This is a genomic window from Streptomyces sp. NRRL F-5630, from assembly GCF_000719475.1.
Lineage (GTDB): Bacteria > Actinomycetota > Actinomycetes > Streptomycetales > Streptomycetaceae > Streptomyces.
On sequence record NZ_JOGO01000002.1, the window covers coordinates 131,093 to 157,520 of the forward strand.

Here is a 26,428-nt window from a genome sequence, read left to right on the forward strand (position 1 = left end):
TCTGCTCGGCGCATGACGACCCACCACGGCACCCCTGGACCGCCGCTCGCCCCCTGGAACCCCCCGCAGGGCCCGCCGCGCCGCTCCCGCACCGCGCTGATCGCGCTCCTCGCCGTCCTCCTCGCCCTCGCGCTGACGGCACTCGGCCTGTACGTGACGAAGACGGGCCCCTTCGCGCGGGCGAGCGGGCCCGACCCGGCGGCGCGGGCGCAGGCGCGCGGCTTCCTCGCCGACTGGTCGCACGACCGCCTGGACGCGGCCGGTGCCCGTACGACGCACCCCGCCGAGGCGAGCCGCGTCCTCGGCAGCTTCACCTCGGGCCTGGAGATCACCCGCCCGCGCCTCACCGCCGGAACGGCCCGCGAGGAGAAGGACGGCGCGGTCGAGGTCCCCTTCACGGCCCGGATGCCCGTCAAGGGCCTCGGCACCTGGACGTACACCTCACGGCTGACCCTCAGAGAGGCGAAGGGCGGCGACGGCGGGCGCTGGCTCGTCGACTGGGGACTCGGCCTCGTCCACCCGCGCCTGAGCGACACCGCGAAGTTCCGCCTGGACCGCGAGGACACGAACGGGCCGAAGGCGAAGGACCGGCACGGCAAGACCCTCACCTCGGCGGCCACCCCCTCCCTCGCCCCCGTCCTCGCCCAGCTCGGCGGCGGCGGAGCGCCGCGCGGCGCCATCCGCCTCGTCGACCGCACGAGCGGCGAAGTCCTGCGCACCGAAACCAAGTTCGGCGCGAAGGAGGCGACCGGCAAGGTCGCGACGACGACGCTCGACCGCACGTGGCAGAAGGCCGCCGAACACGCGCTCGCGGCCGAGCCCGAGGGCCGCAACGCCTCGCTCGTCGCACTCCGCAGCGACACGGGCGAGATCCTCGCCGTCGCCAACTCCCCCGCCACCGGCTTCAACCGGGCCGTCTCCGGTACGTACGCGCCCGGCTCGACCTTCAAACTCGTCACGAGCAGCGCCCTGTTGATGAAGGGCGTCGTGCGTCCCGACACGGTCGTGGACTGTCCCAAGCGCCTCGTCGTCGGCAAGGAGTTCCACAACGTCGAGACGTCGTTCTTCCCCGGCGCGACCTTCCGCAAGGACTTCACCGAGTCGTGCAACACGGCCTTCATCAGCCTGCGCGACAAACTCGCCCCGACCGCCCTCGGTGACGTCGCCCGCGAGTACTACGGCATCGGCCAGGAGTGGCACATCGGCGTCCCCTCCTACGACGGATCGGTCCCCGCCCCGAAGGACGAGACCGAGAAGGCCGCCTCGATGATCGGCCAGGCCCGCCTCCAGGCGAACCCCCTCATCATGGCCTCGGTCACCGCGACCGCCGCGACGGGCCGCTTCCGTATGCCCCACCTCGTCCCCCACCCCCAGGACACGACGAAGACGACCCCGCTCCCCGCCGGGGTCACCACCGACCTCCGCGCCCTCATGCGCGCCACGGTCACCGAGGGCACCGCCCGCGTCCTCGCCGACCTCCCCGGCGAGATCGGCGGCAAGACCGGCACCGCCGAGGTCTCCGACGACGCCCCCAACAACGGCTGGATGGTCGCCCACCGGGGCGATGTCGCCCTCGCCTGCGTGGTCGAGGGCGGCGTGACCGGCAGCGGCTCGGCGGGCCCCATCCTCCACGACCTGCTGTCACGGGTGCCGGGGGACGGGGAGTAGGGGGGCGGGGCGGTAGGGGCGCGGGCGCGGCGGGGGCCGGGCGGTAGGGGGGACCGCCGCACTGCCCGGTCTCGCGCGGGTGTCTCGGCGCCCCGTAGCAAGCCCCCCGTCCGCGTGCGGCTCGAAGACCGGCGGGGCCGGGCGGCGAGGACTCCAGCGTGACGTCGGGCTCTCGCGGGGCCTGGCCGGGAACGGGGGCCGTCACCGGGCGATCATCACGTCACGTGGACTTCATTCGCTCGACCACGACGGCCCGGTGATCACAGGACGACGACGAGCTTGCCGCCGGGGCGACGGGATTGGCTGAGCCTGGCCGCTTCCTGGATCCGGTCGAGGGTGTAGGTGCGGGCGACCGGTACGACCAGGATGCCTTCCCCGGCGAGCCTGGCGAACTCGTCCATCCGGTCGTAGCGCAGCTCGGCGCTGATCCGGACGCCCAGTTCGGCCGCGGCGGCGAAGTCCGACACGGTGAGGACACGATCGGGGTCCCCGGTCAGCTCGATCAGGGTCGGCAGCGATCCCCCGGCCGGACTGGCCTGGTCGGCGCGGTCGATCCGGCCCCCGGTCGGCGTGGCGTCCAGGGCACGATCCACGGGGCCCGAGGTCAGTTGGCCGACGCGTGCGGCCATGCCCTCGCCGTAGGAGGTCACCTGGGCACCGATCTCTCCCAAGGCAGCGGCCCGGGTCGGCCCGGCGGTGGCGATCACCCGGACGCCCCTGTGCAGCGCGAGGCGCACCGCCGCCTCACCCACGGTGGTGCCCGCGCCGTGGACGAGCAGCAGCTCACCGGGCTGAACGCCGAGGCCGTCCAGCGCACGCCACGCCGTCTCGGCCGCCACCGGCAGTGCGGCGGCCCGCTCGGCGCTCAGGCCCTCGGGAACGCGCGCCCAGGCCGGCATCACCGCGTACTCGGCGGCGCCTGCCGTCGGGCCGTCGAAGGCGGCCGGGCCGAAGACGCGGTCGCCGGCCTGGACACCGGTGACGCCCTCGCCCAGCGCGTCGACGGTGCCCGCGACCTCGAGGCCGAGCCCGCGCGGCAAAGGCGGCAGATGGTCGGCGAGGAGACCGTCGACGAGGTGCCAGTCGGCAGGCGTCAGGCCGCACGCCCGCACGGCGATCCGGATCTGGCCGGCTCCGGGCTCCGGCCGTGGGACGTCGCGGAGCACGATCACGTCCGGAGAACCGAACCGGTCGAACTGCAGAGCCTTCATCACGATCTCCCGACTGATAACAGCATCTGTTGTCATCGACCGTACCAGCGGATGACAGCTTCTGTCGTCGTATCCTGGTGGTATGCCGCGATGGGAATCCGACGCACAGGGCCGGCTCGAACGCGCGGCGCTCGAACTGTTCGAGACGCAGGGGTTCGAGCGCACCTCGGTCGCGCAGATCGCGGGCGCCGCCGGTCTGAAGGAGCGCTCCTTCTACCGCTACTTCCCCGACAAGCGGGAGGTCCTCTTCGCCGGCAACGGACTCGAGGCCCACCTCGTCGGCCAGGTCGAGGCGGCCGACCCGGGCCTCACCCCGGTCGAGGCGCTGCTGAACGCGCTGGGAACCGCCGAAGAGTTCTTCCCGTCGCGCGAGTTCCTGCTGCGCCGGGGAAGAGTGATCGCCGCCAACCCGGCGCTGGCCGAGCGGGATCTGATCAAGCTCGCCGACATCGCCGACGCGCTGGCACCGGCGCTCGAGCGCCGCGGCGTAGGGCCCGGACAAGCACGCTTCGTCATCGACGTGGTGCTGGCGATCCACCGGCGCGCCATGTCCCGCTGGCTGGCAGAGCCGGACACCACCCTCGCTGAGCTCATGGCCCAGGCCACCGCCGAGCTGCACGAAGTGGTCGCCCCGCCGGCTCCGTCCTCCGCCGAGTCGGCCCCGAACGGCCCGGCCTCGCGGGGAGCGTAGAACCGGCTGTGCGGGAAACGGCCGACATCGGCGAGACCCTGCGCACCCCCGACCCCGGCGCCCGCAACGCGCTGATCGCGAGGCACCTGCGACGCCTGGAGGACCGGCCCGCCCGCACCCGCGACGCCGTCTCTTCCCTGCGCGACCTCTTGGAGCACCCCGAGACAACCGGCCCGATCACGCACCGCCGCCTGGCCGCGCGCCACGTCGCCGCCGTCACCGCCGAAGACCTCCACGTCGCCGACATCGGCGCCTGGTACCACGGAGCGCTCGGCGAGCCGTTCGCGCTGCTCGACAGCCAGGGTGTCCCGCCCGGGGGCCCGCCGGGCGGCGTCCACGAGGACAGCCTGTTCACCCTCGGACACGGGCGCGCCACGGTCAACGTGCCGATCGCGGCGGAGCCGCGCGCGGCGGGACGCGTACGGCTGACGGAACTCCCCCGGTGGAACTGGCCGTCATCGCCCACGACGGCCCCGAGGCGGGCGTCGACCGCGCGTACGGCGGCCTCACCACGTACGTCACCCCACGCCCTCGCCGTGGCGGGCCCGGTCCACGAGTTCTACCTGGTCTGCTTCCACGACACCCCGGACCCCTCCCGCCGGCGCACGGAGATCGGCTGGCCGGTCTTCACGACGGCCCCGGCGTGAGCTGAGCAGGCGGTTGCCCGGAGGGGCCGCCGCGACGGCGTAGGCGGACGGCCTCCGTCGAGCAGGGAGGACGGGGATTGCCCTGCCCCGCCGCCCTCGCCCGGGAGCGCGCCGGGGCAGGGCTCGGATCAGGAACGCCCGAACGTCCCCGTCAACTCCGCGAAGGCCGCGCGCGAGACGACGACCACGGGGCCGTCCGCCACCTTGGAGTCGCGGAGGGAGACGGACGAGGAGCGACCGTGGCCGACCTCGACGCAGTTGCCGGTGCCATTGCTGTAGGAAGACGTGCGCCACTGGACGCCGGGCACAGCGCGGCCGGGTTCGTTCATTGTGCGATCTCTCTCGCTAGTTGGGCCATGAACTCCGGCGTCTCGCCCGGCGGGCGGGCACAGGCCGCCATAGCATCGAACATGCGGTTGAAGTGAGCCACTTCCTTTGGCTTGTCCGTCACCGCCTCCTTCACCGATCCCCTGGCGGGTCCGGGTCCTCCCGCCGTGCCGCCACCCCTGCCCGCTCTATCGCGACCACCCGGGCCGGTGTCGCCCCCGCACTCCCTGATGCGCCCTATCCGCGCGCCCGTCCCCGGGCCACCGCCTCGCGCAGTGCCGGCTCGCGGGGGCCGAGGGTCGGGGTGCGGTGGACCAGGGCGTCCAGGGCCGCCTTCGGGGCGGCCAGGATCTCGCGGGTCGCGCCGTAGTACCAGGTGAGGTCGCGCGGGTCGCGGGCCGCGACGCCCTGGGAGTCGATGCCCGCCGTGCGGCACAGCGCCACCGCCCGGCGGATGTGGAAGCCCTGGCTGATCAGCACCGCCTTGTCCACGCCGAAGATCCGGTGCGCCCGCACGCACGAGTCCCACGTGTCGAACCCCGCGTAGTCCCGCACCACTTGGCGCGCCGGGACGCCCGCGCGCGTCAGGTAGTCGCGCATCGCCGTCGGCTCGTCGTACGTCGTGCGGCTGTTGTCCCCCGTCACCAGCACCGCCGTGACCCGCCCCGCCGCGTACAGGCGCGCCGCCGCGTCCAGCCGGTGGGCCAGGTACGGCGAGGGCTCGCCGTCCCACAGCCCCGCGCCGAAGACCACCGCGACCGGGGCCCGGTCCACGTCCGCCTCGGCCCGCACGCCGTCGTCAGCCGCCACACGTATCCACGCCGAGGGCAGCAGCGCGAGCACGCACAGCCCCACCACCGCCCGCAACGCCAGCCGCTGCCCCCGCCGCGTCCGCAGCCACCCCGGCACCCGCACCCACGCCCGGACCCGGGCCCGCCACCCCGCCACCGCCGCCCCCGTTCCCGTCCGGTGCCGCCCCGGACCCGCGCCCGCGCTCCCTCACCGGGTGTCAGGAGCGAGAACGCCCGCGCCCATCCGCCCGGTTCCCGCTCACCCGTGCGCGTCCGCCGCCTCGCCGTCCACGGGGGCGTCCTCGCCCGGGTCCGCCGGGGCCACGCCCCGCCCCGTCAGCGCCGCCAGCGCGCCCTTGATGTGCCGCAGATGCGCCCGGACGTGCTCACTGCGCTCGGCCCGCGCCGCCGCGTACCGCTCCGCCTCGCGCAGCACCGCCGACGCCCGCGCCGTCGCCTCCGCGCGCAGCGCCGCCGCCCGCGCCTCGCTGTCCTCCTGCCGGTGGCGCGCCGCCTCCTCCGCCTCCGCGCGCTCCCTGCGCGCCGCCGCGAGCGCCGACTCCGCCGTGTCCAGACGTGCCGCCGCCTCCTCGGCCGCCGCCGTACGCGCCGCCTCCGCCTCGCGCGCGAAGGCGGCCGCGCGCTCGCCGTGCTCCTGCTCGACGGCCGCGAGATGCGCCGCCGTCGCCTCCTTCACCTCCCGCAGCGCCGCACGGGCCTCGCCCCGCACCCGCTCCGCGTCCGCGCGCGCCGCCGTCCGTACCGCCTCGGCCTCGGCCTCGGCCGCCGCGCGCCGCGCCTGCGCCTCCGCGTCGGCCCCCGCACGCGCCGCCGTCGCCGCCTCGTGCGCCGCCGCCGCGAGCCGTACCGCCTCCGCGCGCGCCCGCTCGTCCAGCGCGTCCGCGTCGGCACGCGCGGCGGCGACCAGTTCCTCCGCCTCCTCCTCGACGAGACCGAGCAGATCGGCGGCCCCGCCGCCGAGCACCGCGTAATCGGCGGGCGGCAGCGCCGCGACCGCCTCGCGCAACGCCTCGGCCTCCGCGCCGAGCCGCGCCGCCTCGGCCTCCAGCGCCTCGGCCCGGGCCCGCGCGAGCGTGTACTCCTCACCGAGGCGGTCGAGGAACGCGTCGACCTCGGCGGGACGGTAGGCGCGCGGGCGGACGGAGGGGGGCGCGGGCGAAAAACCGTGCTCGTTGCTGCTCACGCCGGGGGCCTCCGTCTCCGCTGATGACACTCACAAGGATGCGTCATCCCAGCGGCGGAAGCGCCCCCCGCGAGTGAGCCGCACGGCACACTGTGAGCCCTACAGCAGCCCGTCCCACAACTGCTCCAGGACCACCGACCACCACGACTCCGCAGAGGCCAGCGCCGCCGGGTCCAGCGCCGCCAGCTCCGCCTGGAAGTCGACCGTCCAGCGGCCCGCCTGCTCCTGCGTGAGGCCGTAGCGCAGCCGCCACATGCGGCCCAGCATCGCCAGGCACCGCGTGAACTCGACGAGCCCCGTGTTCACGAACTGCGGCGGCACCGGCGCCCCGCCCGGCCCCGCCTCCACCGGCACCGCGACGATGTGCCCGGTCCCGTACTGCACGCACAGCGCCTTGCCGAAGTCGCTGCCCACGACGAGATACGTCCCCGCGTCCGGGGCCGCGGCGACGCCCCGCTCCCGCGCCAGCTCCGCCAGCGTCGGCACCGGACGTCCCGGCTGCGCCTGCGCCCAGAAGAACGGGCCCATGTCGAACGGCAGCCCCGCCGCCGTCAGCGACGCCGCGACGACCTCGGGAACCCCGGCACGCGCCACCGCCTGCGGCTCGAAGCGGAACACGCCCTGCGGCCCGAAGGCCCCGGCCAGTTCCCGCGCCACCTCGTCGAGCGGCACGGCGGGCGCCCGCGGCACCTGCGGCAGCGGCACCCGCACCGGCGCCGGACGCGCCGGGCCGTCCGCGACCTGGTGCAGCTCGCCCTGGTGCGCGAGCAACTGCGCCATCCCGCTCTGCCTGCTCGCGTGATCGGTCCCGTACGGCGCGATCGACGTGATCCGCGCCTGCGGGAACGTCTCCCTGATCATCCGCGCGCAGTACGCCCCGGGCAGCTCGCACGACTCCAGCTCCGTGTGGAGTTCGAGCACCTGCTGCGGCGGCACGTTCCTCGCCCGCAACTCGTGCAGGATCTGCCACTCCGGGTGCGGCAGCCCCGGCGCCGAACGCCGGATCACCTGCTGCTCGGACCCGTCGGGCGCCCGGAACCGCAGCACCGCCTGGTAACCGGGGCCGACCGTCGGCACCCCCGGGCGCGGAGAGCCGTAGCCCTGCGGCTGCGGCGGCTGCGGAGGCTGCGGAGGCTGCGGCGGCGCCACGGGGCCGGGCGGGGTCTGCGGTACGGGCGGCGCCTGCGGGGCGGGGACCGGGGGCGGCGGGGGCGTGCCCGGGCCCGGGGGGCGCGACAGGACCGTGGCCGCGTGCGCCACGCCCTCGGGCGGGGCGGTCGCGGGCGGCGGGGGCGGCGGCGCCGCCGGGGTCCCGCCGACAGGGCCGGGGGGCGGCGGCGCGAAGACAGTGGGGGCGTGGTGCACCCCGGCACCGGAGGCGCCCCGCCCCGCACCGTCCTGGCCCGCACCGTCCTGCCCCGTGCCGCCGGGGCCCGCGCCCGGACCCGCCGGGGCCGGACCGGGCGGCGGCACCGGGGCCCGGTCGGGGCGCCTCGGCGCCGCCTTGCTCGTCGCGGCCTCGCTCAGCTCCTCCGCGCCCGGAGCCGGACGCGGCGGCACATCCGGCGCCCCGAGCGCGTCCCTCGCCCCGGGGAAACCGGGGGGCGGCGGCACGGTCCCGTCCAGCAACCGCGTCCGCGCCTCCGACTCCGCGACCTCCCCGGCACCGGGACCGCCCGCCGCCTCCTCGTCGCCCTGCGCCGTGTCCACCGTGGCCGGGGGCACGACCAGTCGGCCCTGCGCCGCCCCCGTCGTGTCCGCCGCCTCCCACGTCCCCTCACCAGCGACCGGCTCGGCGGACCGCGCACCGCCCACGGTCGTACCGGAACCGCCCGCGGTCGCACCGGAACCGCTCGCGGCGGAAGCACCGGCCGTCGCGGCCTCGTCCTCCGTCGCCTCACCGCCCCGCGCGGCGTCCCCGCGCCCGCCCGGGATGCCCAACTGGTCCGCCGCCTCCTGCAACCACTCCGGCGGCGACAGCAGGAACGAGGTCTGGTTCAGGTCGATCCGCTCCGGCGGCTCGGGCGGCGCCTCCTCCTCCGCCACGGCCCCGTACTCCTCCTCGTACCGCCGGATCACCTCCGCCACCGGCAGATCCGGCCACAAGGTCACATCCCGGCCGTCCCGCGCGATCACCACGCGCTGCCCGCCCCCGTCCGAAGGCCCCGCCTCCGCACGGTCCTCCGCCCACACCACGAAACCGAGCCCGAACTCCCGCACCCGCACCTCACGATGCTGATAGCGCGGCACGTCCCCGTTGATCCAGCGCTCCCCGCGCTCCTGCGCCTGCGCGAACGTCACCACGTCACTCACTCCCCCACCGGGACCACACGCGCGAACCCACCGTCCACCATCAACTGCGCCACCGTCTCCAGCTCCGGCGGACTCCCCGCCAGCCGCGACAGGAACGCGTCGAAGTCCGCACCGCACGGCAGCAGCAACTCCCGCACCCGCGCCGCCACATCGAGCCCGTCCCGGTCCCGCGCGTCGTCGTACGGGCAGAACCACACCGAACCCGGCGCCTCACCCCGCACCTTGACCACCAGGAGCCCGCCCTGCACGAAGGCCACCCCCAGGTAGTCCTTCGTCACATGATCACGCAAGCACTTGTTGATGTACGCGAGATCGTTGACCGCCGCCTCCTCACGCACCGTGAAGAACGGCTGGTCCACCAGCAGCCCCAACTCCGCGTCCAGCGCCACCCCCACCGGCGCACACCCGCCGCCCGCCTTCAGGAACGAGCGGTACGCACCCGGCAACCGGTACCCCAAGTCCTCCTCCAGCGCCAGGACCTGCCGCTCCTCGACCGCGACCAGCTCACGCGGCAGCCCGAAGTGCGCCGGCCTCGTCTGCTGAAGAGGCCGCGTCCCCCGCCGCTCGTGCTCCACCCGCGCCGTCGCCAGCCCCCCGTGATGCCGCAGCAGCGCCTTCACCTCCACGGGCACGAGTTCGAGCCGCCGCGCGTCCGCCACGTGGTGCCACGTCCAGCCGTGCGGGGTCGCCACAGCGGGCAGCCCCTCCCACAACGCGTCGCCCGAGGCCGCCATCGCCGCGTTCGCCGACACGTAATCCGTCAGCCGCAGCTCGTCCACGCCGAAGCCCGTCGGCGGCTCCGCGATCTCCACAGCGGCCCGCGCGTACGGCGTGAACACCGGCCGCCCCCCGCCGTCCACCGCGACACCCGCCGGATACCGCGCCGCCCGCACCGGGTCCGGGAAGCGCACCGACTGCCCCGCGTACGCGGCGTTCGGCGGCGCGCTCCGCACCGGAGAACCCTGCGCGGGCGCCCCCTCACCGAGCCGACCTGTCGTCATGGCGGAAGCCCCCTGCACGCTCGCTGACACCAACACTGACACCAATGGACACCAACCGGACACCGCGCCGGAAGCAGTCGCCCCAGCCTATGCGGTGGGCCCCGAGGGGTCACAGGGCCAGCAGCCGCACAGGCGGGGACAAGCGGTGGCACGGGACGGCGACGGCGGGCAGCCGGGCCCGGGGCGGGCGGCGGCACGAGCCAAGGGCCGTCCGCGCCGGACCGTTCCCACGCCCGCCACGTGCGAAGCTGTAACCCCGGCAGGACACCCCCACCACCACCCGGAAGCGCACGTTTGGCAGGCTGACAGCGCTCTCCAGGGCCGGCCGGGCGCCACACGGTCCCCCCGGGAGAACAACACGGGGGAAGGTACGGAGGGGAAGGCACCGCCATGCACACCGCACAACCAGGCCCCGAGGCCACCGCGCCCACCGCCCCCGCGACGCCCGCGACCCCCAACCCCCGCGTCCCGCGCCCCTCCTCCCTCCTGCCGGCCCACGACCCCCGCGTCGACTGGAGCCACGACGGCAGCAAACCGCCCGCCCTGCGCCACCGCCGCGACGGCATCCTCCCCGCCGTCGCCGCCGCGCTCTCCGTACGCGGCACCACCCTCACCGGAACCGCCGCACGCGGCGACCAGCCCCCCGCCCTGCACCCCCTCGTCCAGGACTTCCTCGACACCCTCACCAGCGAGAGACGCGAACGCTTCACCGGACGCTGCGCCGAAGCCGTCCTCCTCTCCCGCCACCTCACCGAGGCCGACGCCGCCCGCACCGCCCGCTCCAAACGCGCGGCACGCCGCCCCATGACCCCCGGCGAAGCCCGCAAAGCACTCAAAGGCGCCAAACTCACCACCCGGCACATCCGCGAGGACGGCGACCCGCTCCACGGCGCCTTCGCCCCGCCCTGCCGCTCCTGCACCGCTCTCGCCGAACACTTCGGCGTCCGCGTCATCGACCCCACCCTCCAGGACTGAACCCGGACGGCGCATCCCATGAAGACCCCGCCCCACCCCCTCGAAGAACTCACCCGCCTCGAAGGACTCGACGCCCTCGGCGAAGTCCCCACCGGACGCTTCCCCGACGCCGTCGACTCCGCCCTGCGCACCGCCGGATGGACCCCCGGCCGCTGGGACATCGCCCAGGCCGAGATCTGGGCCGACACCCTGCGCGCCCACACCTCACCCGCCGGGCACGAACACCACGTCTCCCCCGCCGCCGTCGAAGCCTGGGCCGAATTCGGCGGCCTCAGCCCGCACCCCACCGCCAAGGGCCGCCACCTCGCCCCCGCCCGCCTCGACCTCGACCCCCTCCACGGCCTCCACCTCGCCCGCACCCTCGGCGACCTCGGCACCGCCCTCGGCACCCACCTGTGCCCCCTCGGCCTCGACACCACCACCCACGCCGCCCTCGCCATCGACGACGAAGGCCGCGTCTACGCCCTCGACCACACCGGCGACTGGTACCTCGGCGCCGACATCGACCAGGGCCTCACCACCCTCCTGACCGGCACCGCCCCGGAACGCCTCTGCGTGGAGGACCCGCCCAAGAGCTGAGCACCGGACACCCCGCGACCCGCACCGGCCCCCTGCCGCCTCTACTCCCCCACCGGCAGCACCGCCGACACGCGGAAGCCCCCCGCGTCCGTCGGCCCCGCCACGAAGACCCCGCCGAGCGCGAGCACCCGCTCCCGCATCCCCACGAGCCCGTTCCCCCCGCTCGGCAGCTTCGCGTCCACGCCACCCTCCGGCGGCGGGCCGTTCTCCACCTGCATCGCGATCTCCTCGGCCCGCCGCGCGAGCCGCACCCGCGTCGTCGCACCCGCCGCGTGCTTGTGCGCGTTCGTCAACGCCTCCTGCACCACCCGGTACGCCGTACGCTCCACCCGCGCCCCGTACCCCGAGCCCTCCCCCTCCACCGAGAACTCCACCACCATCCCGGCCGCCCGCGACTGCCCCACCAACTCCTCCAACTCCGCCAGCGAAGGCCCCTGCTCCTCCTCCACGAGCACCGCACGCGGCTCCGGCACGGGCACCACAGGCTCCGGCTCCGCCGCCCGCGCCACCGGCACCCCCGACGACGCCCGCATCACCCCGAGCATCTCGCGCAACTCCGTCAACGCCTGCCGCCCCATGTCCCCCACGAGCGCCGCGTTCCTCGCCGCCTTCTCCGGGTCCTTCAGCGCGACCGCCTGCAAAGCCGTCGAATGCACCACCATCAGACTCACCCGGTGCGCCACCACGTCGTGCATCTCGCGCGCGATCCGCCGCCGCTCCTCGCCCCGCGCCCACTCCGCACGCTCCTCCGCGCGCTCCGCGAGCAACTGAAGCTCCCGTTCGAGGGAATCCGCACGCTCCCGCAAGCTCTCCATGAGCCGGCGCCGCGCCCCCACGTAGAGACCGAGCAGCACGGGTGGCCCCGTCATCCCGAGCGCCATGAGCACCGCCATCGACGGCGTGAACCACGGCGTCATCGCCGAGCCGTTCTCGTCCACGTGCTGCCCCGTGCGCACCAGCGAGACGACGAGCGAGCCGAGCCCCGACATCGACGCGAGCACGGCCGTGATCCGGCGCGGCACCTCCGAGGCGGCGAGTGTGTAGAGGCCCACGAAGCCGAGGACCGTCCCCATCTCGGCGGGCGAGACCGCCAGTGCCACGAGCACCACGGCGACCGGCCACCGCCGCCGCAGGACGAGCACGGACCCGACCACGAGCCCCAGCACCACCCCGAGCAGCGCGCCGAGCCCCACCCGGTCGCTGAACACCGCCCCCTCGACGCCGCACTCCAGCGCCGAGATTCCCGCAAGGCCCACATCCAGCACGGCACTCCGCCGCCGCTGCCACCACCACGGCCCCCCGGCCGCCCGGTGCCCTTCCCCCGTCGTGGTCATGGCCCCCAGCGTACGGGCGATCCGTCCCGAATCCCGGGGGAGTGCGCCAGCCCACAGCACCCGGACCGCGCGCCCCGCACACCCCCACCCTTCACCCGATCAGGCGAAACACCCCCGAACCGTGCCGGAACCTGTGATTCCGCCATGAAGATCGTCCACATGGTCGCGGCACGCACAGACGCACGGAAAAAAGCACGAGAACTCCGCCTGAAGGGGTGGACCTATGACCGGATCGTGGAGGAGGTGGGGTGTTCGAAGAGTTCGGTCTCGCTCTGGGTGCGGGACCTGCCGAAGCCGGAACCGAACTTCACCTCGCAGGAACGCGCCCGCGAGGCCGCCCGCGCCCGCTGGGAGCCGGTGCTCGCAGAGCGCGAGGAGCACCGCAGGCGCGTGAAGGAGGAGGCGCGGTCGGAGATCGGACGGCTCAGCGACCGGGAGCTGTTCCTGGTGGGGGTGGGGCTGTACTGGGCGGAGGGAACGAAGGACAAGGCTTACGCCCGCCGGGAACGCCTCGTCTTCGTCAACAGCGACCCGGACATGATCGGCCTCTTCATGAAGTGGCTCGACCTGCTCGACGTCCCCCGCGCCCATCGCCGACTGTCCCTGCTGATCCACGAATCGGCCGATGTCGGGGGCGCCGAAGAGTTCTGGGCGGAGGTCACCGGCATCCCGCGCTCAGACTTCCTCAAAACCTCACTCAAGCGTCACAACCCGCTCACGGTTCGCAAGAACACCGGCGTCGCCTATCGCGGCTGCCTTGTCGTAAAAGTTGCCAAGAGCGCGGACTTGTACCGTCGCGTGGAGGGAGCTTGGTGCGGCATAGTAGGGGGCGCTCCAAGAAGGACTATCGAAATGTCCGCTTAGCCCTTCTTGCCATCCCCTGTGGTGTAATTGGCAACACGCCTGATTTTGGTTCTGGTGTTCCAGGTTCGAGTCCTGGCAGGGGAGCAAGCTCCAGGAACCTCCCCCGAACCACCCCACAAGGCTCTGATCCCCCCGGTCAGGGCCTTTCCCGCGTTCTCCCCCACACCCCCCGGTATTGTTCGCGTGTCATCCGCACCGAAGCCGAAGGGCCCGCTCGTGAGTGCCACCAACCGCCCGGCAGCCGTCGTCGTCCTCGCAGCGGGTGAGGGCACCCGCATGAAGTCCGCCACGCCCAAGGTCCTGCACCGCCTCGCCGGCCGCACCCTCGTCGGCCATGTGCTCCAGGCCGCGAGCGAGCTGGAGCCCAAGGAGGTCGTGGTCGTCGTCGGGCACGGCCGCGAGCAGGTCACCGCGCACCTCGCCGAGAGCGGCACGGCGGTCCGCACCGCCGTGCAGGAGGAGCAGCGCGGCACGGGCCACGCCGTCCGCACCGCGCTCGCCGAACTCGGCGGCACCGTCGAGGGCACGGTCGTCGTGCTGTGCGGCGACACCCCGCTCCTCACCGGCACGACGCTCGACGCCCTGTGCCGTACGCACTCCGCCGACGGCAACGCCGTCACCGTCCTCACCGCCGAGGTGCCCGACGCGAGCGGTTACGGGCGCATCGTGCGGGACGGCTCGGGCGCCGTGACGGCGATCGTGGAGCACAAGGACGCGGGCCCGGAGGAGCTGGCGATCCGCGAGATCAACTCGGGTGTCTTCGCCTTCGACGGCCGACTGCTCGCCGAGGCGCTGGGGCAGGTCCGCACGGACAACGCGCAGGGCGAGGAGTACCTGACCGATGTCCTGGGCATCCTGCGCGGGGCGGGCCACCGCGTCGGGGCGGCGCTCGCGGGCGATCACCGGGAGATCGCGGGGATCAACAACCGGGTGCAGCTCGCGCAGGCGGGCCGGGTCCTGAACGAGCGGCTGCTGGAGGCCGCGATGCTGGGGGGCGTGACGGTGATCGACCCGGCGAGCGTCTTCGTGGACGCGACGGTCGGCTTCGGGCGGGACGTGGTCCTGCACCCGGGTACGCAGTTGCTCGGTGCGACGCGGGTCGAGGACGGTGCCGAGGTGGGGCCGAACTCGCGGCTGACGGACACGGTCGTGGGCGCGGGCGCGCGAGTGGACAACACGGTGGCGGTCGGGGCGGAGATCGGGGCCGAGGCGAGCGTGGGCCCGTTCGCGTACCTGCGGCCGGGGACGCGTCTGGGGACGGGCGCGAAGGCGGGTACGTACGTGGAGATGAAGAACGCGACCGTGGGTGCGGGTACGAAGGTGCCGCACCTGTCGTACGTGGGGGACGCGACGATCGGCGAGCACACGAACATCGGGGCCGCGAGCGTGTTCGTGAACTACGACGGCGTGAACAAGCACCACACGACGATCGGCTCTCACTGCCGTACGGGCTCGGACAATATGTTTGTGGCACCGGTCACGATCGGGGACGGTGTGTACACGGCGGCGGGCTCGGTGATCACGAAGGACGTGCCGGCGGGTGCGCTCGCCGTGGCCCGTGGCCAGCAAAGGAATATCGAGGGCTGGGTGGCCCGTAAGCGTCCCGGGAGCGCGGCGGCGAAGGCCGCCGAGGACTCTTCCCGGGGTTCGGAAGGCGAAAGCTGACCGAAAACAGGTGCGTCCTTCACGGCGTACCGTGATAGGCGCACGCGATTCGGCTGGCTCGTTGGTTCTGGGTGTCGTGATGGGGTCCGGGATGCCCGACGGGTGCAGCAGCGAAAGAACTCGTCCGAGGAGACAAGTGCTGTGACCGGAATCAAGACGACCGGCGAGAAGAAGCTCATGTTCTTCTCCGGCCGCGCCCACCCGGAGCTGGCGGAGGAAGTGGCGCACCAGCTCGGTGTCGGCATAGTTCCGACCAAGGCCTTCGATTTCGCCAACGGCGAGATCTACGTGCGGTTCCGTGAGTCCGCGCGCGGTGCGGACTGCTTCGTGATCCAGAGCCACACGGCTCCGATCAACAAGTGGATCATGGAGCAGCTCATCATGGTGGACGCGCTGAAGCGGGCTTCCGCGCGTTCCATCACGGTGATCGTGCCGTTCTACGGTTACGCGCGGCAGGACAAGAAGCATCGCGGGCGTGAACCGATCTCGGCGCGTCTGATGGCGGATCTGCTGAAGACGGCGGGCGCGACGCGGATTCTCACCGTGGACCTGCACACGGACCAGATCCAGGGCTTCTTCGACGGGCCGGTGGACCACCTGTTCGCGCTGCCGATCCTGGCGGACTACGTGGGTGCGAAGGTGGACCGCTCGAAGCTGACGATCGTGTCGCCGGACGCGGGCCGGGTGCGGGTCGCGGACCGCTGGTGCGACCGTCTGGGGGCGCCGCTGGCGATCGTGCACAAGCGGCGCGACAAGGACGTCGCGAATCAGGTGACGGTGCACGAGGTCGTCGGTGATGTGAAGGGCCGCGTGTGTGTCCTGGTGGACGACATGATCGACACGGGCGGGACGATCTGCGCGGCGGCGGACGCGCTCTACGCGCACGGCGCGGCGGACGTCATCGTGACGGCGACGCACGGGGTGCTCTCGGGTCCGGCGGCGGACCGGCTGAAGAACTCGAAGGTGAGTGAGTTCGTGCTGACGAACACGCTGCCGACGCCGGGTGAGCTGGAGCTGGACAAGATCACGGTGCTGTCGATCGCGCCGACGATCGCGCGTGCGGTGCGTGAGGTCTTCGAGGACGGTTCGGTGACGAGCCTGTTCGAGGAGGAGCCGGTGGGCTGAGGCCCGCCGGTGGTGGTGCGGGCGTCGGGGCGGGAGTTGCAGGAACGGTTCTGCATGGGCCACCGCGCGGTGGCCCGCCGCCGCTGACCGCTCGCTGGTGATCGATTTCTGGGGCGGCCTCCCCGCCGGGTAGACTCGCGAGAGTTGCTCGGCGAGGGAGGCCGCTCCGTCCGTTGGTGGACGTGGTCCGGCGCTCCGTTATCGACGCGCTCTTCGTAGCAGGCCGTTCGTGGCCGGGTGACCACCCCTGTGAACCGTCTGTTGAGGAGAAGAGCCATGGCCGAGGTCAAGCTCGCCGTTGAGACCCGTACCGAGTTCGGCAAGGGTGCGGCCCGCCGCATCCGCCGCGAGAGCAAGGTTCCCGCCGTCGTCTACGGCCACGGCGCCGAGCCCGTCCACGTGACCGTCCCGGGTCACGAGCTGATGATGGCCCTGAAGACCTCGAACGTGCTGCTCGCCATCGAGCTGAACGGCAAGAACGAGCTGGTCATCCCGAAGGCCGTCCAGCGCGACCCGCTGAAGGGCTTCCTGGAGCACGTCGACCTCCTCCTCGTCAAGCGCGGCGAGAAGGTCCAGGTCGACATCCCGGTGCTCGCCGAGGGTGACCTGGCCCCGGGCCAGTTCCTCCTGGAGTACGTCCTCAACTCGCTCCCCGTCGAGGCCGAGGCGACCCACATCCCCGAGCAGCTGACCGTCTCGGTCGCCGGTCTTGAGGCGGGTGCCTCGATCGAGGCGAAGGACATCAAGCTCCCCAGCGGTGTCTCGCTCGCCGTCGAGCCCGACGCGGTCGTCATCCAGGTCCTGGCCGCGCAGGCCGAGGAGGCCCCGGCCGAGGGTGCCGCCGAGGAGGGCGCTTCCGAGGAGGGCTGAGCCCTCGCGGGGGCCCGAGGGCTCTCACGGATCGTTGTGGCGGGGGGGGGCGTCCGGTGGGGGCGCCACCCCGCCGTCGTACGTACGAACAGCGGTGGAGGACGCAATGGCAGCGGACGAGAACGCGCCGTGGCTGGTGGCGGGGCTCGGCAATCCGGGCCCCGAGTACGCGGGCAACCGGCACAACGTGGGGTTCATGGTCGCCGATCTCCTCGCGGCGCGGGTGGGCGGGCGCTTCAAGCGCGCGGCGCGGGCGCAGGCGCAGGTGGTGGAGGGGCGGCTCGGGGTGCCGGGGGTGTCGAGTACGCGGGTGGTGATCGCGAAGCCGCTCTCGTACATGAATCTCTCGGGCGGTCCGGTGACGGCGTTGCGCGATTTCTACAAGGTGCCGCTGGAGCGGGTCGTGGCGGTGCACGACGAGCTGGACATCGACTACGGGGTGTTGCGGCTGAAGCTCGGGGGCGGGGACAACGGGCACAACGGGCTGAAGTCGATGACGAAGGCGATGGGTCCCGCCTACCACCGGGTGCGGTTCGGGATCGGCCGGCCACCGGGGCGGATGCAGGTCGCGGATTTCGTGCTGAAGGACTTCTCCTCGGCCGAGCGCAAGGAGCTGGACTACTTCGTGGACCGCGCGGCGGACGCGGTGGAGGCGCTGGTGACGCAGGGCCTGGAGCGGGCGCAGGGCTCGTACCACTCCTGAGCGGCTGTCGCGTCCCGCGGGCCCGGCGCGGTACGGGCCGCTCCCGGGGGTCCGGTGCCGCTCCCGCCGGTCCGGCGCGGTACGGGGCCGGCCCCGGTGACGTGGTGTCGCCGGGGCCGGTTGCGTGTGCGGGCGGGTGCGGGCCCGTGCCCGTGGGTCCGCTCAGCCGGTGTTCTTGAGCCCTGCCGCCACGCCGTTGACGGTGAGGAGGAGGGCGCGGGCGAGGAGCGGGTCGGGTTCCTCGCCGGCCTCGGCGGCGGCGCGCTGGCGGGCGAGAAGGGTGACCTGGAGGTAGGAGATCGGGTCGAGGTAGGCGTCGCGGATGTTGAACGTCTGCTGGAGGGGCTTGTTGGAGTCGAGGAGCTGTTCGCCGCCGGTGATCTTGAGGACTTCGGCGACGGTGAGGTCGTGCTCGGCCTTGATGAGGTCGAAGATGTGCTTCAGCTCGTCGGGGACGAGGGTGTCGACGTAGTGCTGGGCGATCCGCAGGTCCGTCTTGGCGAGGGTCATCTCGACGTTGGAGAGGAAGTTGCGGAAGAAGTGCCAGTGCTCGTGCATCTCGTCGAGCACGCCGTCGAGCCCGGCTTCGCGCAGGGCCTTGAGGCCGGAGCCGACGCCGTACCAGCCGGGGACGATCTGCCGGGACTGCGTCCAGCCGAAGACCCAGGGGATGGCGCGCAGTCCGTCGAGGCCGCCGCTGGAGTCGGGGCGGCGCGAGGGGCGGGAGCCGAGGTGGAGGTCGCCGAGCTGGTCGACGGGGGTCGAGGCGAGGAAGTAGGCGGAGAGGTCGGGGTCGGAGACGAGGTCGCGGTAGGCGGTGTGGGCGGCCTCGGAGACGAGGTCCATGGCCGCGTCCCAGCGGGCGAGTGCCTCGTCGGACTGGCGCGGCGCGGTGTGCAGGGCGCTGGCCTGGAGGGTGGCCGCGACGGTGAGTTCGAGGTTCTCGCGGGCGAGTGAGGGGACGAGGTACTTGTCGGAGATGACCTCGCCCTGCTCGGTGACCTTGATCTCGCCTTCGAGGGTGCCCCAGGGCTGGGCGAGGATCGCGTCGTGGCTGGGGCCGCCGCCGCGGCCGACGGTGCCGCCGCGGCCGTGGAAGAGGCGCAGGCGTACGCCGTGGCGGTGGGCGACGTCGCGCAGGCGGCGCTGGGCGCGGTGGATCTCCCACTGGGAGGTGGTGATGCCGCCGAACTTGGAGGAGTCCGAGTAGCCGAGCATGACCTCCTGGACGTCGCCGCGGAGCGAGACGAGGCGGCGGTAGGAGGGGTCGGAGAGCATGTCGTCGAGGATGGTGTCGGCGGCGCGCAGCTCGTCGGTGGTCTCCAGGAGCGGGACGATGCCGATCTTGGCCCAGCCGGAGTGGAGGTCCATGAGTCCGGCCTCGCGGGCGAGGACGGCGGCGGCGAAGACGTCGTCGGCGCCCTGGCACATGGAGATGATGTAGGACTCGATGACCTCGGGGCCGAAGACGTCGAGGGCGCGGTGGATGGTGTGGAAGACGCCGAGGGTCTTCTCGCCGGCCGCGTCGAGGGGCGCGGGGGTGGGGGCGAGGGGGCGGCGCGAGCGGAGTTCCTTGGCGAGGAGCTTGGCGCGGTACTCGCGGGGCATGTCGGCGTAGCGCCAGGATTCCTCGCCGAGGCGGTCGAAGAGCTGGCCGAGGGTGTGGTGGTGGGCGTCGGCGTGTTCGCGGACGTCCATGGTGGCGAGCTGGAGGCCGAAGGCGGCGAGGGTGCGGATGATGCGGCTGAGGCGGCCGTCGGCGAAGAGGCCGCCGCGGTGGGCGCGCAGGGAGTCCTGGACGAGGGCGAGGTCGGTGAGGAGTTCGCTCGTGCCGAGGTAGTCGCGGCCCGGCTCGTGGGGGGTGCCCTTGGCGAGGCGGTTCTTGGTGTTCTCCAGCTTCTGGCGCACGCAGGTGACCTTGAGCCGGTAGGGCTCCTCGGCGTTGAGGCGCTTGTAGCGGGGGCTGATCTCGGGCAGGTGCGCGAGGTCGTTCTCCAGGGAGGCGGTGAGTTCCTCGGTGGCGCCGGTGTAGCGGATGGAGTTGGAGAGGAGTCCGCGCAGGTAGTCGATCTGTTCGAGGGCGTCGTTTATGCCGTGCTCGTGCTGGAGGATCAGGACGTCCCAGGTGACCTGCGGGGTGACGTTGGGGTTGCCGTCGCGGTCGCCGCCGATCCAGGTGCCGAAGGTGAGGGGGCGGGTGTCGTCGGGGATCTTGACGCCGATGCGTTCGAGTTCGGCGCTGAGGTCCTCCAGGACGTCTCCGACGGCGTCGGCGTGGAGTTCGTCGAGGTAGTAGATGGCGTTGCGGGCCTCGTCGGCGGGTTCGGGGCGGACGACGCGGAGTTCGTCGGTCTGCCACACGAGGTCGATGTTCTCGGCGAGGCGGGTGTCGACGCGGCGGCGGTCGGCGCTGTTCGCGGGGGTGTCGAGGAGTTCGGCGACGCGGCGGAGCTTGTTGAGGACGCTGCGGCGGGCGGCCTCGGTGGGGTGCGCGGTGAAGACGGGACGGACGTTGAGGTGGGCGACCGTTTCGCGCAGGTGTTCGGGGTCGGCGTCCTTGAGGCGGTCGGCGGTACGGGCGAGGAGGCTGCCCTCCTCGGCGCGCCGTTCGCGCAGTTCGCGTCCGCGGTGGACCTGCTCGGCGATGTTCGCGAGGTGGAAGTACGTGGAGAAGGCGCGCACGAGCTGCGCCGCGGTCTCCAGTTCGGTTTCCCCGAGCAGGCGCGCCGCGGCTTCGCCGTCGCTGCGCGTGAGGTGGCGCACGCGTTCGACGAGTTCGAGGAGTTCGGGGCCCTCCTGGCGGACGAGGGTCTCGCCCAGGAGATCGCCGAGCCTGCGGATGTCGGCGCGCAGTTCCGGTGCGGCGGCCGGGGCGGGAAGACGGTGTTCGTCGGCACTGCTCACAGGTGCGGCTCCTTGCAGTGTGGTGGCTGAACAGGAGGGAACCCGGGCGGTGGGGCCCGGGCGGGTTTCCGAGCGGACCGCGCTGTCCGACCGTCCCCACAATAAGTGGCGCCTGGGCAGCACAGGCGTTCGGCCTCTTGCCGGAGCGCAGCGCGCTGCCATACTTACGTCACCGTAGGTTACGTATCCGTAGGTGCGGAGCTGTGCGTGGCCGCGCCGTGGCGTGGTGCCGCGAGTCTGCCGTCGCTCGGGCGTATCTACGTGTACGGGTCTACGGAACGGGACCTTCCCGGCCGCACGGCTTCCCACACGCACGACCTCGTCACACGGTTCACTCCGCGGGTAGACGGGGAGCAGGGGCCGCGCACCGGCTCCCGGCCCGCGGCCTTCGGGACACACAATCCTCGACACACGCAAGGGGCTCATATGACCTCGACCGCATCACCCGCCGAGGCGGGAACGGAAGAGAAGCAACCGGGCGGCGCTCCGGTGGCGACGATGGGGGGTGACCGCAAGGGTTCGGTGGAGCAGTTCGCGCTGCTGGCCTTCATCGTGGTGCCCTTCGTGGCGGTGGTCGCGGCGGTGCCGCTGGCCTGGGGCTGGGGACTGAGCTGGCTCGACGTGGGCCTCATGGTCTTCTTCTACTTCCTGGGCTGCCACGGGATCACGATCGGCTTCCACCGCTACTTCACGCACGGTTCGTTCAAGGCGAAGCGGTGGGTGCGGGTGGCGCTGGCGATCGCGGGGTCCATGGCGGTGGAGGGACCTGTGGTGCGCTGGGTGGCGGATCACCGCAAGCACCACAAGTTCTCCGACGCGGAGGGGGACCCGCACTCGCCGTGGCGGTACGGGGAGACACTGCCGGCCCTGATGAAGGGGCTCTGGTGGGCGCACCTGGGGTGGATGTTCGACGAGGAGCAGACGCCGCAGCACAAGTACGCGCCCGATCTGGTGAAGGACCCGGCGATCCGTCGCGTCTCGCGGCAGTTCGCGCTGTGGACGCTCGTGTCGCTGCTGACGCCGCCGCTGGTCGGGGGGCTGGTGACGTGGTCGTGGTGGGGCGCGTTCACGGCCTTCTTCTGGGGATCCCTCGTCCGGGTCGCGCTGCTGCACCACGTGACGTGGTCGATCAACTCGATCTGCCACGCGGTGGGCAAGCGGCCCTTCCGTTCGCGGGACCGTTCGGGGAACGTGTGGTGGCTGGCGGTGCTCTCCTGCGGTGAGTCGTGGCACAACCTGCACCACGCGGACCCGACATCCGCGCGGCACGGCGTCGAGCGGGGGCAGATCGACTCCTCGGCGCGCATCATCCGCTGGATGGAGCTGGCGGGCTGGGTGCACGACGTGCGCTGGCCCTCCGCGGAGCGCATTCGCTCCCGCCGCAGGGACAAGGCGGCCGAACCGGCATGATGGCACCGTGGCGACGGATGCGGTCTCAGGTGGTTCAGGTGTTCCCGGCAACAGTGGCTCCGGCAGGGGCGTCTCCGGTACGAGCGCGGAGAAGTCCCGGCGGACGCGCCGTACCCGGATGACGGGTGCGCAGCGCAGGGAACAGCTGCTCGACATCGGGCGCACGCTGTTCGCCGCGAAGGGGTTCGAGGGAACGTCGGTGGAGGAGATCGCGGCGAAGGCCGGGGTCTCCAAGCCGGTGGTCTACGAGCACTTCGGTGGCAAGGAGGGGCTGTACGCGGTCGTGGTGGACCGCGAGATGCGGCAGCTCCTGGACATGGTGACGGGTGCCCTGACGGCGGGGCACCCCAGGGAGCTGCTGGAGCAGGCGGCCTTCGCGCTCCTGGACTACATCGAGACGGACACGGACGGCTTCCGCATCCTGGTCCGTGACTCCCCGGTGGCCCAGTCGACGGGCACTTTCGCCTCGCTGATCAGCGATATCGCGACACAGGTCGAGGACATCCTGGGCAGCGAGTTCAAGAGCCGCGGTTTCGACCAGAAGCTCGCGCCGCTGTACGCGCAGGCACTGGTGGGGATGGTCGCGCTGACGGGCCAGTGGTGGCTGGACGCCCGCAAGCCGAAGAAGGCGGAGGTCGCCGCCCACCTGGTGAACCTGGCCTGGCACGGACTGGACGGCCTGGAACAGAAGCCGAGGCTGATAGGGCATCGGCGGCAGTGAGGGTCTTCGGGGGGGCGCCGGGGGCCGGGGGGCGCCGGGAGGCCGGGGAGCCTTGGCCCTGGGGCCTGGGGCCTGGGGCTGGGGCGCGCGGGGCCTGGGCGCGGGGCCCCGGGCCTTGGGGCCTGGGGCCGGGTGCATTGGACCGAGTGCCTGGAGGCTGAGGGCTTGGGGCGTCAGCTTCAGGGTGTTGATCACTCTTTGTGCTGACGCGCGGGCAAAGCGCCCGTTACGGTGATCCCAGAGCTCAAGACTCGCGTCCATGGGAGGAACGATGACCGCCGATTCCCCGCAGGACGCTGGTTACCGCTGGCCGGTGCCGCCCCCGGGTGGGTGGACCGTGGAGGACCTTTTCACGCTGCCTGATCTCCCGCCGCACACCGAGTTGCTCGACGGGAGCCTGATCTTCGTGAGTCCGCAGCGAGACACCCACTCCGTGATGATCGACCTGTTGGTCGCGGGACTGCGCGACTCGACACCCCGGCGGTTTCGGGTACGCCGGGAAATGACCGTGATCCTGGACGGGGCCAACGGGCCCGAGCCGGACGTGACGGTAGTGCGTGCCGACGCCGTCTCCCGGGAGAAGACGCGGTACGCGGCCACGGATGTCGTACTGGCGGTGGAAGTGATCTCCCCCGAGTCGCGACTCCGCGATGAACAGTACAAACCCCGCAAGTACGCCGCCTCGGGCATTCCGCACTTCTGGCTCGTCGAGATGCCTCCGGACGACACCCACCCCGTGGTGCGCACGTACGAGCTGGATCCCGTGACAGGGGCGTACGCGCTGACCGGCATCCATCACAAACGTCTCCAGGTCTCGGCTCCGTTCGACATCGATCTCGACATCACCTGGGACGCCGTGGACTCCCTGTGACCGGCTCAGGGAATCCACCTGTTGCCCGAAGGGGCTCGCGCGGAGAAGCGGCCCCGGCCGGGGAGACGTCGTCCCGGGTGAGGGGAACCCCCGGTCCGTGGGGCGGATGGCGGAGGTGTCGATGGCGGTGCCGTGAAGGCCGGGCCTTGCGGGGGGCGGAGCGGAAGCCGGTCTCGTCCCCCTCCCCCCGTCAGCCGGCGTGGGCGACGGCGAAGAGGCGGCGGAAGGGGAAGACGGTGCCGTGCGGCCCCGCCGGGTAGGCGGTGCGGAGGGCGTCGCGGTAGGTGGTGAGGAAGTCGGCGCGGGCCTCGGGGTGGTGGGCGAGGGCGTCGAGGACGGGGCGCAGCCCTGTGCCCTTGACCCAGTCGAGTATGGGGTCCTCGCCGGTGAGGAGGTGGAGGTAGGTGGTCTCCCAGACATCGGCGGCGAGACCGAGCGCGGTGAGCCGGGCAAGGTAGTCGGTGGGCCCGGCGACGGGGTCCTCGTGGCGCAGGACGCCGTCGAGGAGCGGGCGGAAGCGGGGCAGCGCGGCGGTCTCGCGCATGAGGACGTGGCTCGAGGCGCCGAAGTTCCCGGGGACCTGGAAGGCGAGGGTGCCGCCGGGGTGCAGGGCCTCGGCCCAGGCGGGGAGCAGGTCGAGGTGGCCGGGGACCCACTGCAGGGCGGCGTTGGAGACGATGAGGTCGTAGCCGCGGTCGGGGCGCCAGTCCTCAAGGTCCGCCTCGGCGAAGTCGAGGGAGCCGCCGCCGTCGAGGGGCCCGGCGTGCTCGGCACGGGCCCGGTCCAGCATGGCGGCCGAGTTGTCGAGCCCGGTGATGTGGGCGGCGGGCCAGCGGGCGGCGAGCAGCGCGGTGACGTTCCCGGCACCGCAGCCGAGGTCCACGACGCGGGGCCGCTCGGTGGCCGGGTCGGGCACGCGGGCGAGCAGTTCGGCGAAGGGCCGGGTGCGGTGGCCGGCGTGGCGCAGGTACTGGGCGGGGTCCCAGCTGGGGGCGAGGGGCATGACGTACTCCTGAGGCGGGCTGGTCAGACGGCCGGGACGGCGAGCGCTTCGATCTCCACGCGGAAGGCCGGGTGCACGAGGGCGGCGACCTGGACGAGGCTGGAGGCGGGCGGCCGGGCGGGGTCCTGGTGCTCGTCGCGGACCGCGCGCAGGACGGGCAGGTCGCGGGCGAGGTCGGTGAGGAAGAAGGTGTACTTGACGACGTGCGCGAGGTCGGAGCCGGCCGCTTCGAGTGCGGTGGCGAGGTTCGCGTAGACCTGCCGGACCTGCGCCTCGGTGTCGTTCTCGCCCACGAGGGCACCCTCGGCGTCGAGGGGGACCTGACCGGAGACCACGACGAGGGGCCCCGGGACGGCGACGGCGTGGCTGTAGCCGTTGACGGGCGGGGGGCCCGGGGGACGGACGTGGTGGTGCGGCACGGCGGGGCCTCCTCGGCGGCGGATCGTGTGCTGTCATCATGGAGCCGGGTTATCTCGACGTCAAGAGACTTCATGTCGAGCGACCCTCTACACTGAGCGCATGGAGGACGAGGTCGACCGGCTGGTCGCGGCCTGGCGCCGGGAGCGCCCGGACCTCGACGTGGAGCCGCTGGAGGTGCTCAGCCGCGTCAGCAGGCTGGCGCGTCATCTGGACCGGGCCCGCAGGCTCGCCTTCGCGGAGCTGCACCTGGAGACGTGGGAGTTCGACGTGCTCACGGCTCTGCGGCGCGCCGGGCAGCCGTACCAGCTCTCACCGGGCCAGTTGCTCACGCAGACGCTCGTCACCTCGGGCACGATGACGAACCGTATCGACCGCCTCGCGAAGAAGAACCTCGTCGAACGCCTCCCGGACCCGAACGACCGCCGCGGCGTCCTGGTCCGCCTCACGCCTTCGGGCCGCGAGGTCGCCGACGCCGCCCTCGCGGGGCTCCTCGTCCAGGAACGCGCCCTCCTGTCCGAACTGAGCGGCGCCCAGCGCCAGGACCTGGCGAACCTCCTCCGCCAGCTCACGGCCCCGTTCGACAACACGCCGAACTGATGGGGCTCCGGGGGTGGGGGCCGGGGGGTCCGGGCGTGGCATCGGCGGTGGCGGTGGTGGGCTGTGGGCGGCGAGCGTGGCGGCCCCAGCCACAGCGGGCGGCGAGTGGCGCGCGGAGACTGTGGCGGGCGGAGCCGGTAGCGGGCGGCCACGTGGGGCGGAGGTCGGGGCGGGCGGCCGGGCGTGGGGCGTGGCGCGGGACTCGTTGCCGGGGGCCGGCTCCTGGCCGGGAAACCCAGAAAACCTCTCACTCGGAAGGGTGAGAGGTTTTCTGGGTTTCGCGGAGTTATCCACAGATTCGCGGTTCTGGTCGGGAGGGGCGGGGGCGGGGCGGAAGAATTGATGGCAGCGGGTGGCCCACCTCCCCTTTGGGAGGGCGGGGTCTGTCGCGTTGCGGCAGGGGTTGGGGGCCCGTCCGTTGAGGCAGGGGTTGGCGGCCCCTCCGTTGCGGCAGGAGTTGGCGGCCCGTCCGTTGCCGCAGAGGTTGGGGCCCCTCCGTTGCCCCAGGGCAGTCCTCCGCCCACCCCCAGAGCA

The 26,428-nt window shown here is 73.0% G+C and carries 25 protein-coding genes and 1 tRNA gene; 15 read left to right on the forward strand and 11 right to left on the reverse strand.

The annotated features are described in order from the left end of the window. Nucleotides 1–12 precede the first annotated feature (12 nt). Nucleotides 13–1,668 (forward strand): penicillin-binding transpeptidase domain-containing protein, encoded by a 1,656-nt coding sequence (locus IF99_RS0101180; protein WP_030994367.1) that lies wholly within the window; start codon nucleotides 13–15, stop codon nucleotides 1,666–1,668. 260 nt (nucleotides 1,669–1,928) lie between these two features. On the opposite strand, the gene IF99_RS0101185 is transcribed toward IF99_RS0101180, so the two are convergent. Then, nucleotides 1,929–2,879: an NADP-dependent oxidoreductase gene (locus tag IF99_RS0101185; RefSeq protein ID WP_030994368.1), complete on the reverse strand. Its 951-nt coding sequence runs from the start codon at nucleotides 2,877–2,879 to the stop codon at nucleotides 1,929–1,931. Between the two features lie 82 nt (nucleotides 2,880–2,961). Between IF99_RS0101185 and IF99_RS0101190 the strand changes: the two genes are divergently transcribed. Continuing rightward, complete coding sequence (locus IF99_RS0101190) at nucleotides 2,962–3,570, forward strand: TetR/AcrR family transcriptional regulator (RefSeq protein ID WP_037826263.1); 609 nt, start codon at nucleotides 2,962–2,964, stop codon at nucleotides 3,568–3,570. A gap of 8 nt (nucleotides 3,571–3,578) precedes the next feature. Next, the gene (locus IF99_RS30470; RefSeq protein ID WP_234340542.1) at nucleotides 3,579–4,217 is read left to right on the forward strand and encodes a MerR family transcriptional regulator; all 639 of its coding nucleotides are present in this window, start codon (nucleotides 3,579–3,581) and stop codon (nucleotides 4,215–4,217) included. A gap of 128 nt (nucleotides 4,218–4,345) precedes the next feature. Here IF99_RS30470 and IF99_RS0101200 read toward each other — a convergent pair whose 3' ends face one another. The 6 genes from IF99_RS0101200 to IF99_RS0101220 form a co-directional block, all read right to left on the reverse strand. Further along, the gene (locus IF99_RS0101200; RefSeq protein WP_030994370.1) at nucleotides 4,346–4,546 is read right to left on the reverse strand and encodes a DUF397 domain-containing protein; all 201 of its coding nucleotides are present in this window, start codon (nucleotides 4,544–4,546) and stop codon (nucleotides 4,346–4,348) included. Continuing rightward, the gene (locus IF99_RS35390) at nucleotides 4,543–4,668 is read right to left on the reverse strand and encodes a hypothetical protein (RefSeq protein WP_267882227.1); all 126 of its coding nucleotides are present in this window, start codon (nucleotides 4,666–4,668) and stop codon (nucleotides 4,543–4,545) included. Before IF99_RS35390 ends, IF99_RS0101200 begins: the two co-directional genes overlap by 4 nt. 113 nt (nucleotides 4,669–4,781) lie before the next feature. After that, nucleotides 4,782–5,492 (reverse strand): SanA/YdcF family protein, encoded by a 711-nt coding sequence (locus IF99_RS0101205; protein ID WP_107048915.1) that lies wholly within the window; start codon nucleotides 5,490–5,492, stop codon nucleotides 4,782–4,784. A gap of 102 nt (nucleotides 5,493–5,594) precedes the next feature. Next, entirely contained in the window at nucleotides 5,595–6,539 is a 945-nt protein-coding gene (locus tag IF99_RS0101210) for a DivIVA domain-containing protein (RefSeq protein ID WP_030994372.1), read from the reverse strand. 99 nt (nucleotides 6,540–6,638) lie between these two features. Then, nucleotides 6,639–8,843, reverse strand: a complete 2,205-nt coding sequence (locus tag IF99_RS31555) for an SUKH-4 family immunity protein (protein WP_030994373.1) — start codon at nucleotides 8,841–8,843, stop codon at nucleotides 6,639–6,641. Between the two features lie 5 nt (nucleotides 8,844–8,848). Further along, complete coding sequence (locus IF99_RS0101220; RefSeq protein ID WP_030994374.1) at nucleotides 8,849–9,853, reverse strand: HNH endonuclease; 1,005 nt, start codon at nucleotides 9,851–9,853, stop codon at nucleotides 8,849–8,851. 390 nt (nucleotides 9,854–10,243) lie between these two features. Between IF99_RS0101220 and IF99_RS0101225 the strand changes: the two genes are divergently transcribed. Both IF99_RS0101225 and IF99_RS0101230 read left to right on the forward strand, forming a co-directional pair. Then, nucleotides 10,244–10,828 carry a YwqJ-related putative deaminase gene (locus tag IF99_RS0101225; protein WP_030994375.1) on the forward strand — a complete coding sequence of 195 codons (585 nt, stop codon included), beginning with the start codon at nucleotides 10,244–10,246 and terminating at the stop codon, nucleotides 10,826–10,828. A gap of 18 nt (nucleotides 10,829–10,846) precedes the next feature. Further along, nucleotides 10,847–11,407, forward strand: a complete 561-nt coding sequence (locus IF99_RS0101230) for an SUKH-3 domain-containing protein (protein ID WP_030994376.1) — start codon at nucleotides 10,847–10,849, stop codon at nucleotides 11,405–11,407. 41 nt (nucleotides 11,408–11,448) lie between these two features. Here the strand turns inward: IF99_RS0101230 and IF99_RS0101235 are convergent, their stop codons facing one another. Beyond that, a complete protein-coding gene (locus tag IF99_RS0101235; protein ID WP_030994377.1) occupies nucleotides 11,449–12,741 on the reverse strand; it encodes a sensor histidine kinase in 1,293 nt (430 codons plus the stop codon). Nucleotides 12,742–12,885: 144 nt separating this feature from the next. On the opposite strand from IF99_RS0101235, the gene IF99_RS0101240 reads away from it, so the two are divergent. The 6 genes from IF99_RS0101240 to pth all read left to right on the forward strand — a co-directional run bounded on the left by IF99_RS0101240 (nucleotide 12,886) and on the right by pth (nucleotide 17,968). Then, complete coding sequence (locus IF99_RS0101240; protein ID WP_051703317.1) at nucleotides 12,886–13,605, forward strand: hypothetical protein; 720 nt, start codon at nucleotides 12,886–12,888, stop codon at nucleotides 13,603–13,605. Nucleotides 13,606–13,617: 12 nt separating this feature from the next. Continuing rightward, a tRNA-Gln gene (locus IF99_RS0101245) sits at nucleotides 13,618–13,689 on the forward strand. A 132-nt stretch (nucleotides 13,690–13,821) separates the two neighbouring features. Continuing rightward, nucleotides 13,822–15,270, forward strand: coding sequence for a bifunctional UDP-N-acetylglucosamine diphosphorylase/glucosamine-1-phosphate N-acetyltransferase GlmU (glmU, locus tag IF99_RS0101250; RefSeq protein WP_030994379.1), 1,449 nt, complete (start codon nucleotides 13,822–13,824; stop codon nucleotides 15,268–15,270). A gap of 141 nt (nucleotides 15,271–15,411) precedes the next feature. Continuing rightward, a complete protein-coding gene (locus tag IF99_RS0101255; RefSeq protein ID WP_030994380.1) occupies nucleotides 15,412–16,395 on the forward strand; it encodes a ribose-phosphate diphosphokinase in 984 nt (327 codons plus the stop codon). A 276-nt stretch (nucleotides 16,396–16,671) separates the two neighbouring features. Further along, nucleotides 16,672–17,265 (forward strand): 50S ribosomal protein L25/general stress protein Ctc, encoded by a 594-nt coding sequence (locus tag IF99_RS0101260; RefSeq protein ID WP_030994381.1) that lies wholly within the window; start codon nucleotides 16,672–16,674, stop codon nucleotides 17,263–17,265. A gap of 106 nt (nucleotides 17,266–17,371) precedes the next feature. Then, nucleotides 17,372–17,968: an aminoacyl-tRNA hydrolase gene (gene pth / locus IF99_RS0101265; protein ID WP_030994382.1), complete on the forward strand. Its 597-nt coding sequence runs from the start codon at nucleotides 17,372–17,374 to the stop codon at nucleotides 17,966–17,968. A 162-nt stretch (nucleotides 17,969–18,130) separates the two neighbouring features. Here pth and ppc read toward each other — a convergent pair whose 3' ends face one another. Continuing rightward, on the reverse strand, nucleotides 18,131–20,872 hold the full coding sequence (ppc, locus tag IF99_RS0101270; protein ID WP_030994383.1) for a phosphoenolpyruvate carboxylase: 2,742 nt from the start codon (nucleotides 20,870–20,872) through the stop codon (nucleotides 18,131–18,133). A 426-nt stretch (nucleotides 20,873–21,298) separates the two neighbouring features. Here ppc and IF99_RS0101275 point away from each other — a divergent pair, with 426 nt between their 5' ends. From IF99_RS0101275 to IF99_RS0101285, 3 genes are all read left to right on the forward strand, one after another. Beyond that, on the forward strand, nucleotides 21,299–22,282 hold the full coding sequence (locus IF99_RS0101275) for an acyl-CoA desaturase (RefSeq protein WP_030994384.1): 984 nt from the start codon (nucleotides 21,299–21,301) through the stop codon (nucleotides 22,280–22,282). 7 nt (nucleotides 22,283–22,289) lie between these two features. Continuing rightward, the gene (locus tag IF99_RS0101280) at nucleotides 22,290–23,003 is read left to right on the forward strand and encodes a TetR/AcrR family transcriptional regulator (RefSeq protein ID WP_078654943.1); all 714 of its coding nucleotides are present in this window, start codon (nucleotides 22,290–22,292) and stop codon (nucleotides 23,001–23,003) included. A gap of 271 nt (nucleotides 23,004–23,274) precedes the next feature. Next, entirely contained in the window at nucleotides 23,275–23,874 is a 600-nt protein-coding gene (locus IF99_RS0101285) for a Uma2 family endonuclease (protein ID WP_234340543.1), read from the forward strand. Between the two features lie 190 nt (nucleotides 23,875–24,064). On the opposite strand, the gene IF99_RS0101290 is transcribed toward IF99_RS0101285, so the two are convergent. Further along, nucleotides 24,065–24,877 carry a trans-aconitate 2-methyltransferase gene (locus IF99_RS0101290; protein WP_030994387.1) on the reverse strand — a complete coding sequence of 271 codons (813 nt, stop codon included), beginning with the start codon at nucleotides 24,875–24,877 and terminating at the stop codon, nucleotides 24,065–24,067. 23 nt (nucleotides 24,878–24,900) lie between these two features. Further along, nucleotides 24,901–25,296: a RidA family protein gene (locus tag IF99_RS0101295; protein ID WP_030994388.1), complete on the reverse strand. Its 396-nt coding sequence runs from the start codon at nucleotides 25,294–25,296 to the stop codon at nucleotides 24,901–24,903. Nucleotides 25,297–25,396: 100 nt separating this feature from the next. Between IF99_RS0101295 and IF99_RS0101300 the strand changes: the two genes are divergently transcribed. Next, nucleotides 25,397–25,894 carry a MarR family winged helix-turn-helix transcriptional regulator gene (locus IF99_RS0101300; protein ID WP_030994389.1) on the forward strand — a complete coding sequence of 166 codons (498 nt, stop codon included), beginning with the start codon at nucleotides 25,397–25,399 and terminating at the stop codon, nucleotides 25,892–25,894. The last annotated feature ends 534 nt before the right edge of the window (nucleotides 25,895–26,428 follow it).

What these genes read in the sequence shown, in the direction of transcription:
- IF99_RS0101180 (WP_030994367.1), top strand. Translation starts at nt 13, where the DNA reads ATGACGACCCACCACGGCACCCCTGGACCGCCGCTCGCCCCCTGGAAC.
- IF99_RS0101185 (WP_030994368.1), bottom strand. Translation starts at nt 2,879, where the DNA reads ATGAAGGCTCTGCAGTTCGACCGGTTCGGTTCTCCGGACGTGATCGTG.
- IF99_RS0101190 (WP_037826263.1), top strand. Translation starts at nt 2,962, where the DNA reads ATGCCGCGATGGGAATCCGACGCACAGGGCCGGCTCGAACGCGCGGCG.
- IF99_RS0101200 (WP_030994370.1), bottom strand. Translation starts at nt 4,546, where the DNA reads ATGAACGAACCCGGCCGCGCTGTGCCCGGCGTCCAGTGGCGCACGTCT.
- IF99_RS0101220 (WP_030994374.1), bottom strand. Translation starts at nt 9,853, where the DNA reads ATGACGACAGGTCGGCTCGGTGAGGGGGCGCCCGCGCAGGGTTCTCCG.
- IF99_RS0101225 (WP_030994375.1), top strand. Translation starts at nt 10,244, where the DNA reads ATGCACACCGCACAACCAGGCCCCGAGGCCACCGCGCCCACCGCCCCC.
- IF99_RS0101230 (WP_030994376.1), top strand. Translation starts at nt 10,847, where the DNA reads ATGAAGACCCCGCCCCACCCCCTCGAAGAACTCACCCGCCTCGAAGGA.
- IF99_RS0101235 (WP_030994377.1), bottom strand. Translation starts at nt 12,741, where the DNA reads ATGACCACGACGGGGGAAGGGCACCGGGCGGCCGGGGGGCCGTGGTGG.
- IF99_RS0101240 (WP_051703317.1), top strand. Translation starts at nt 12,886, where the DNA reads ATGAAGATCGTCCACATGGTCGCGGCACGCACAGACGCACGGAAAAAA.
- IF99_RS0101260 (WP_030994381.1), top strand. Translation starts at nt 16,672, where the DNA reads ATGGCCGAGGTCAAGCTCGCCGTTGAGACCCGTACCGAGTTCGGCAAG.
- pth (WP_030994382.1), top strand. Translation starts at nt 17,372, where the DNA reads ATGGCAGCGGACGAGAACGCGCCGTGGCTGGTGGCGGGGCTCGGCAAT.
- IF99_RS0101275 (WP_030994384.1), top strand. Translation starts at nt 21,299, where the DNA reads ATGACCTCGACCGCATCACCCGCCGAGGCGGGAACGGAAGAGAAGCAA.
- IF99_RS0101285 (WP_234340543.1), top strand. Translation starts at nt 23,275, where the DNA reads ATGACCGCCGATTCCCCGCAGGACGCTGGTTACCGCTGGCCGGTGCCG.
- IF99_RS0101290 (WP_030994387.1), bottom strand. Translation starts at nt 24,877, where the DNA reads ATGCCCCTCGCCCCCAGCTGGGACCCCGCCCAGTACCTGCGCCACGCC.
- IF99_RS0101300 (WP_030994389.1), top strand. Translation starts at nt 25,397, where the DNA reads ATGGAGGACGAGGTCGACCGGCTGGTCGCGGCCTGGCGCCGGGAGCGC.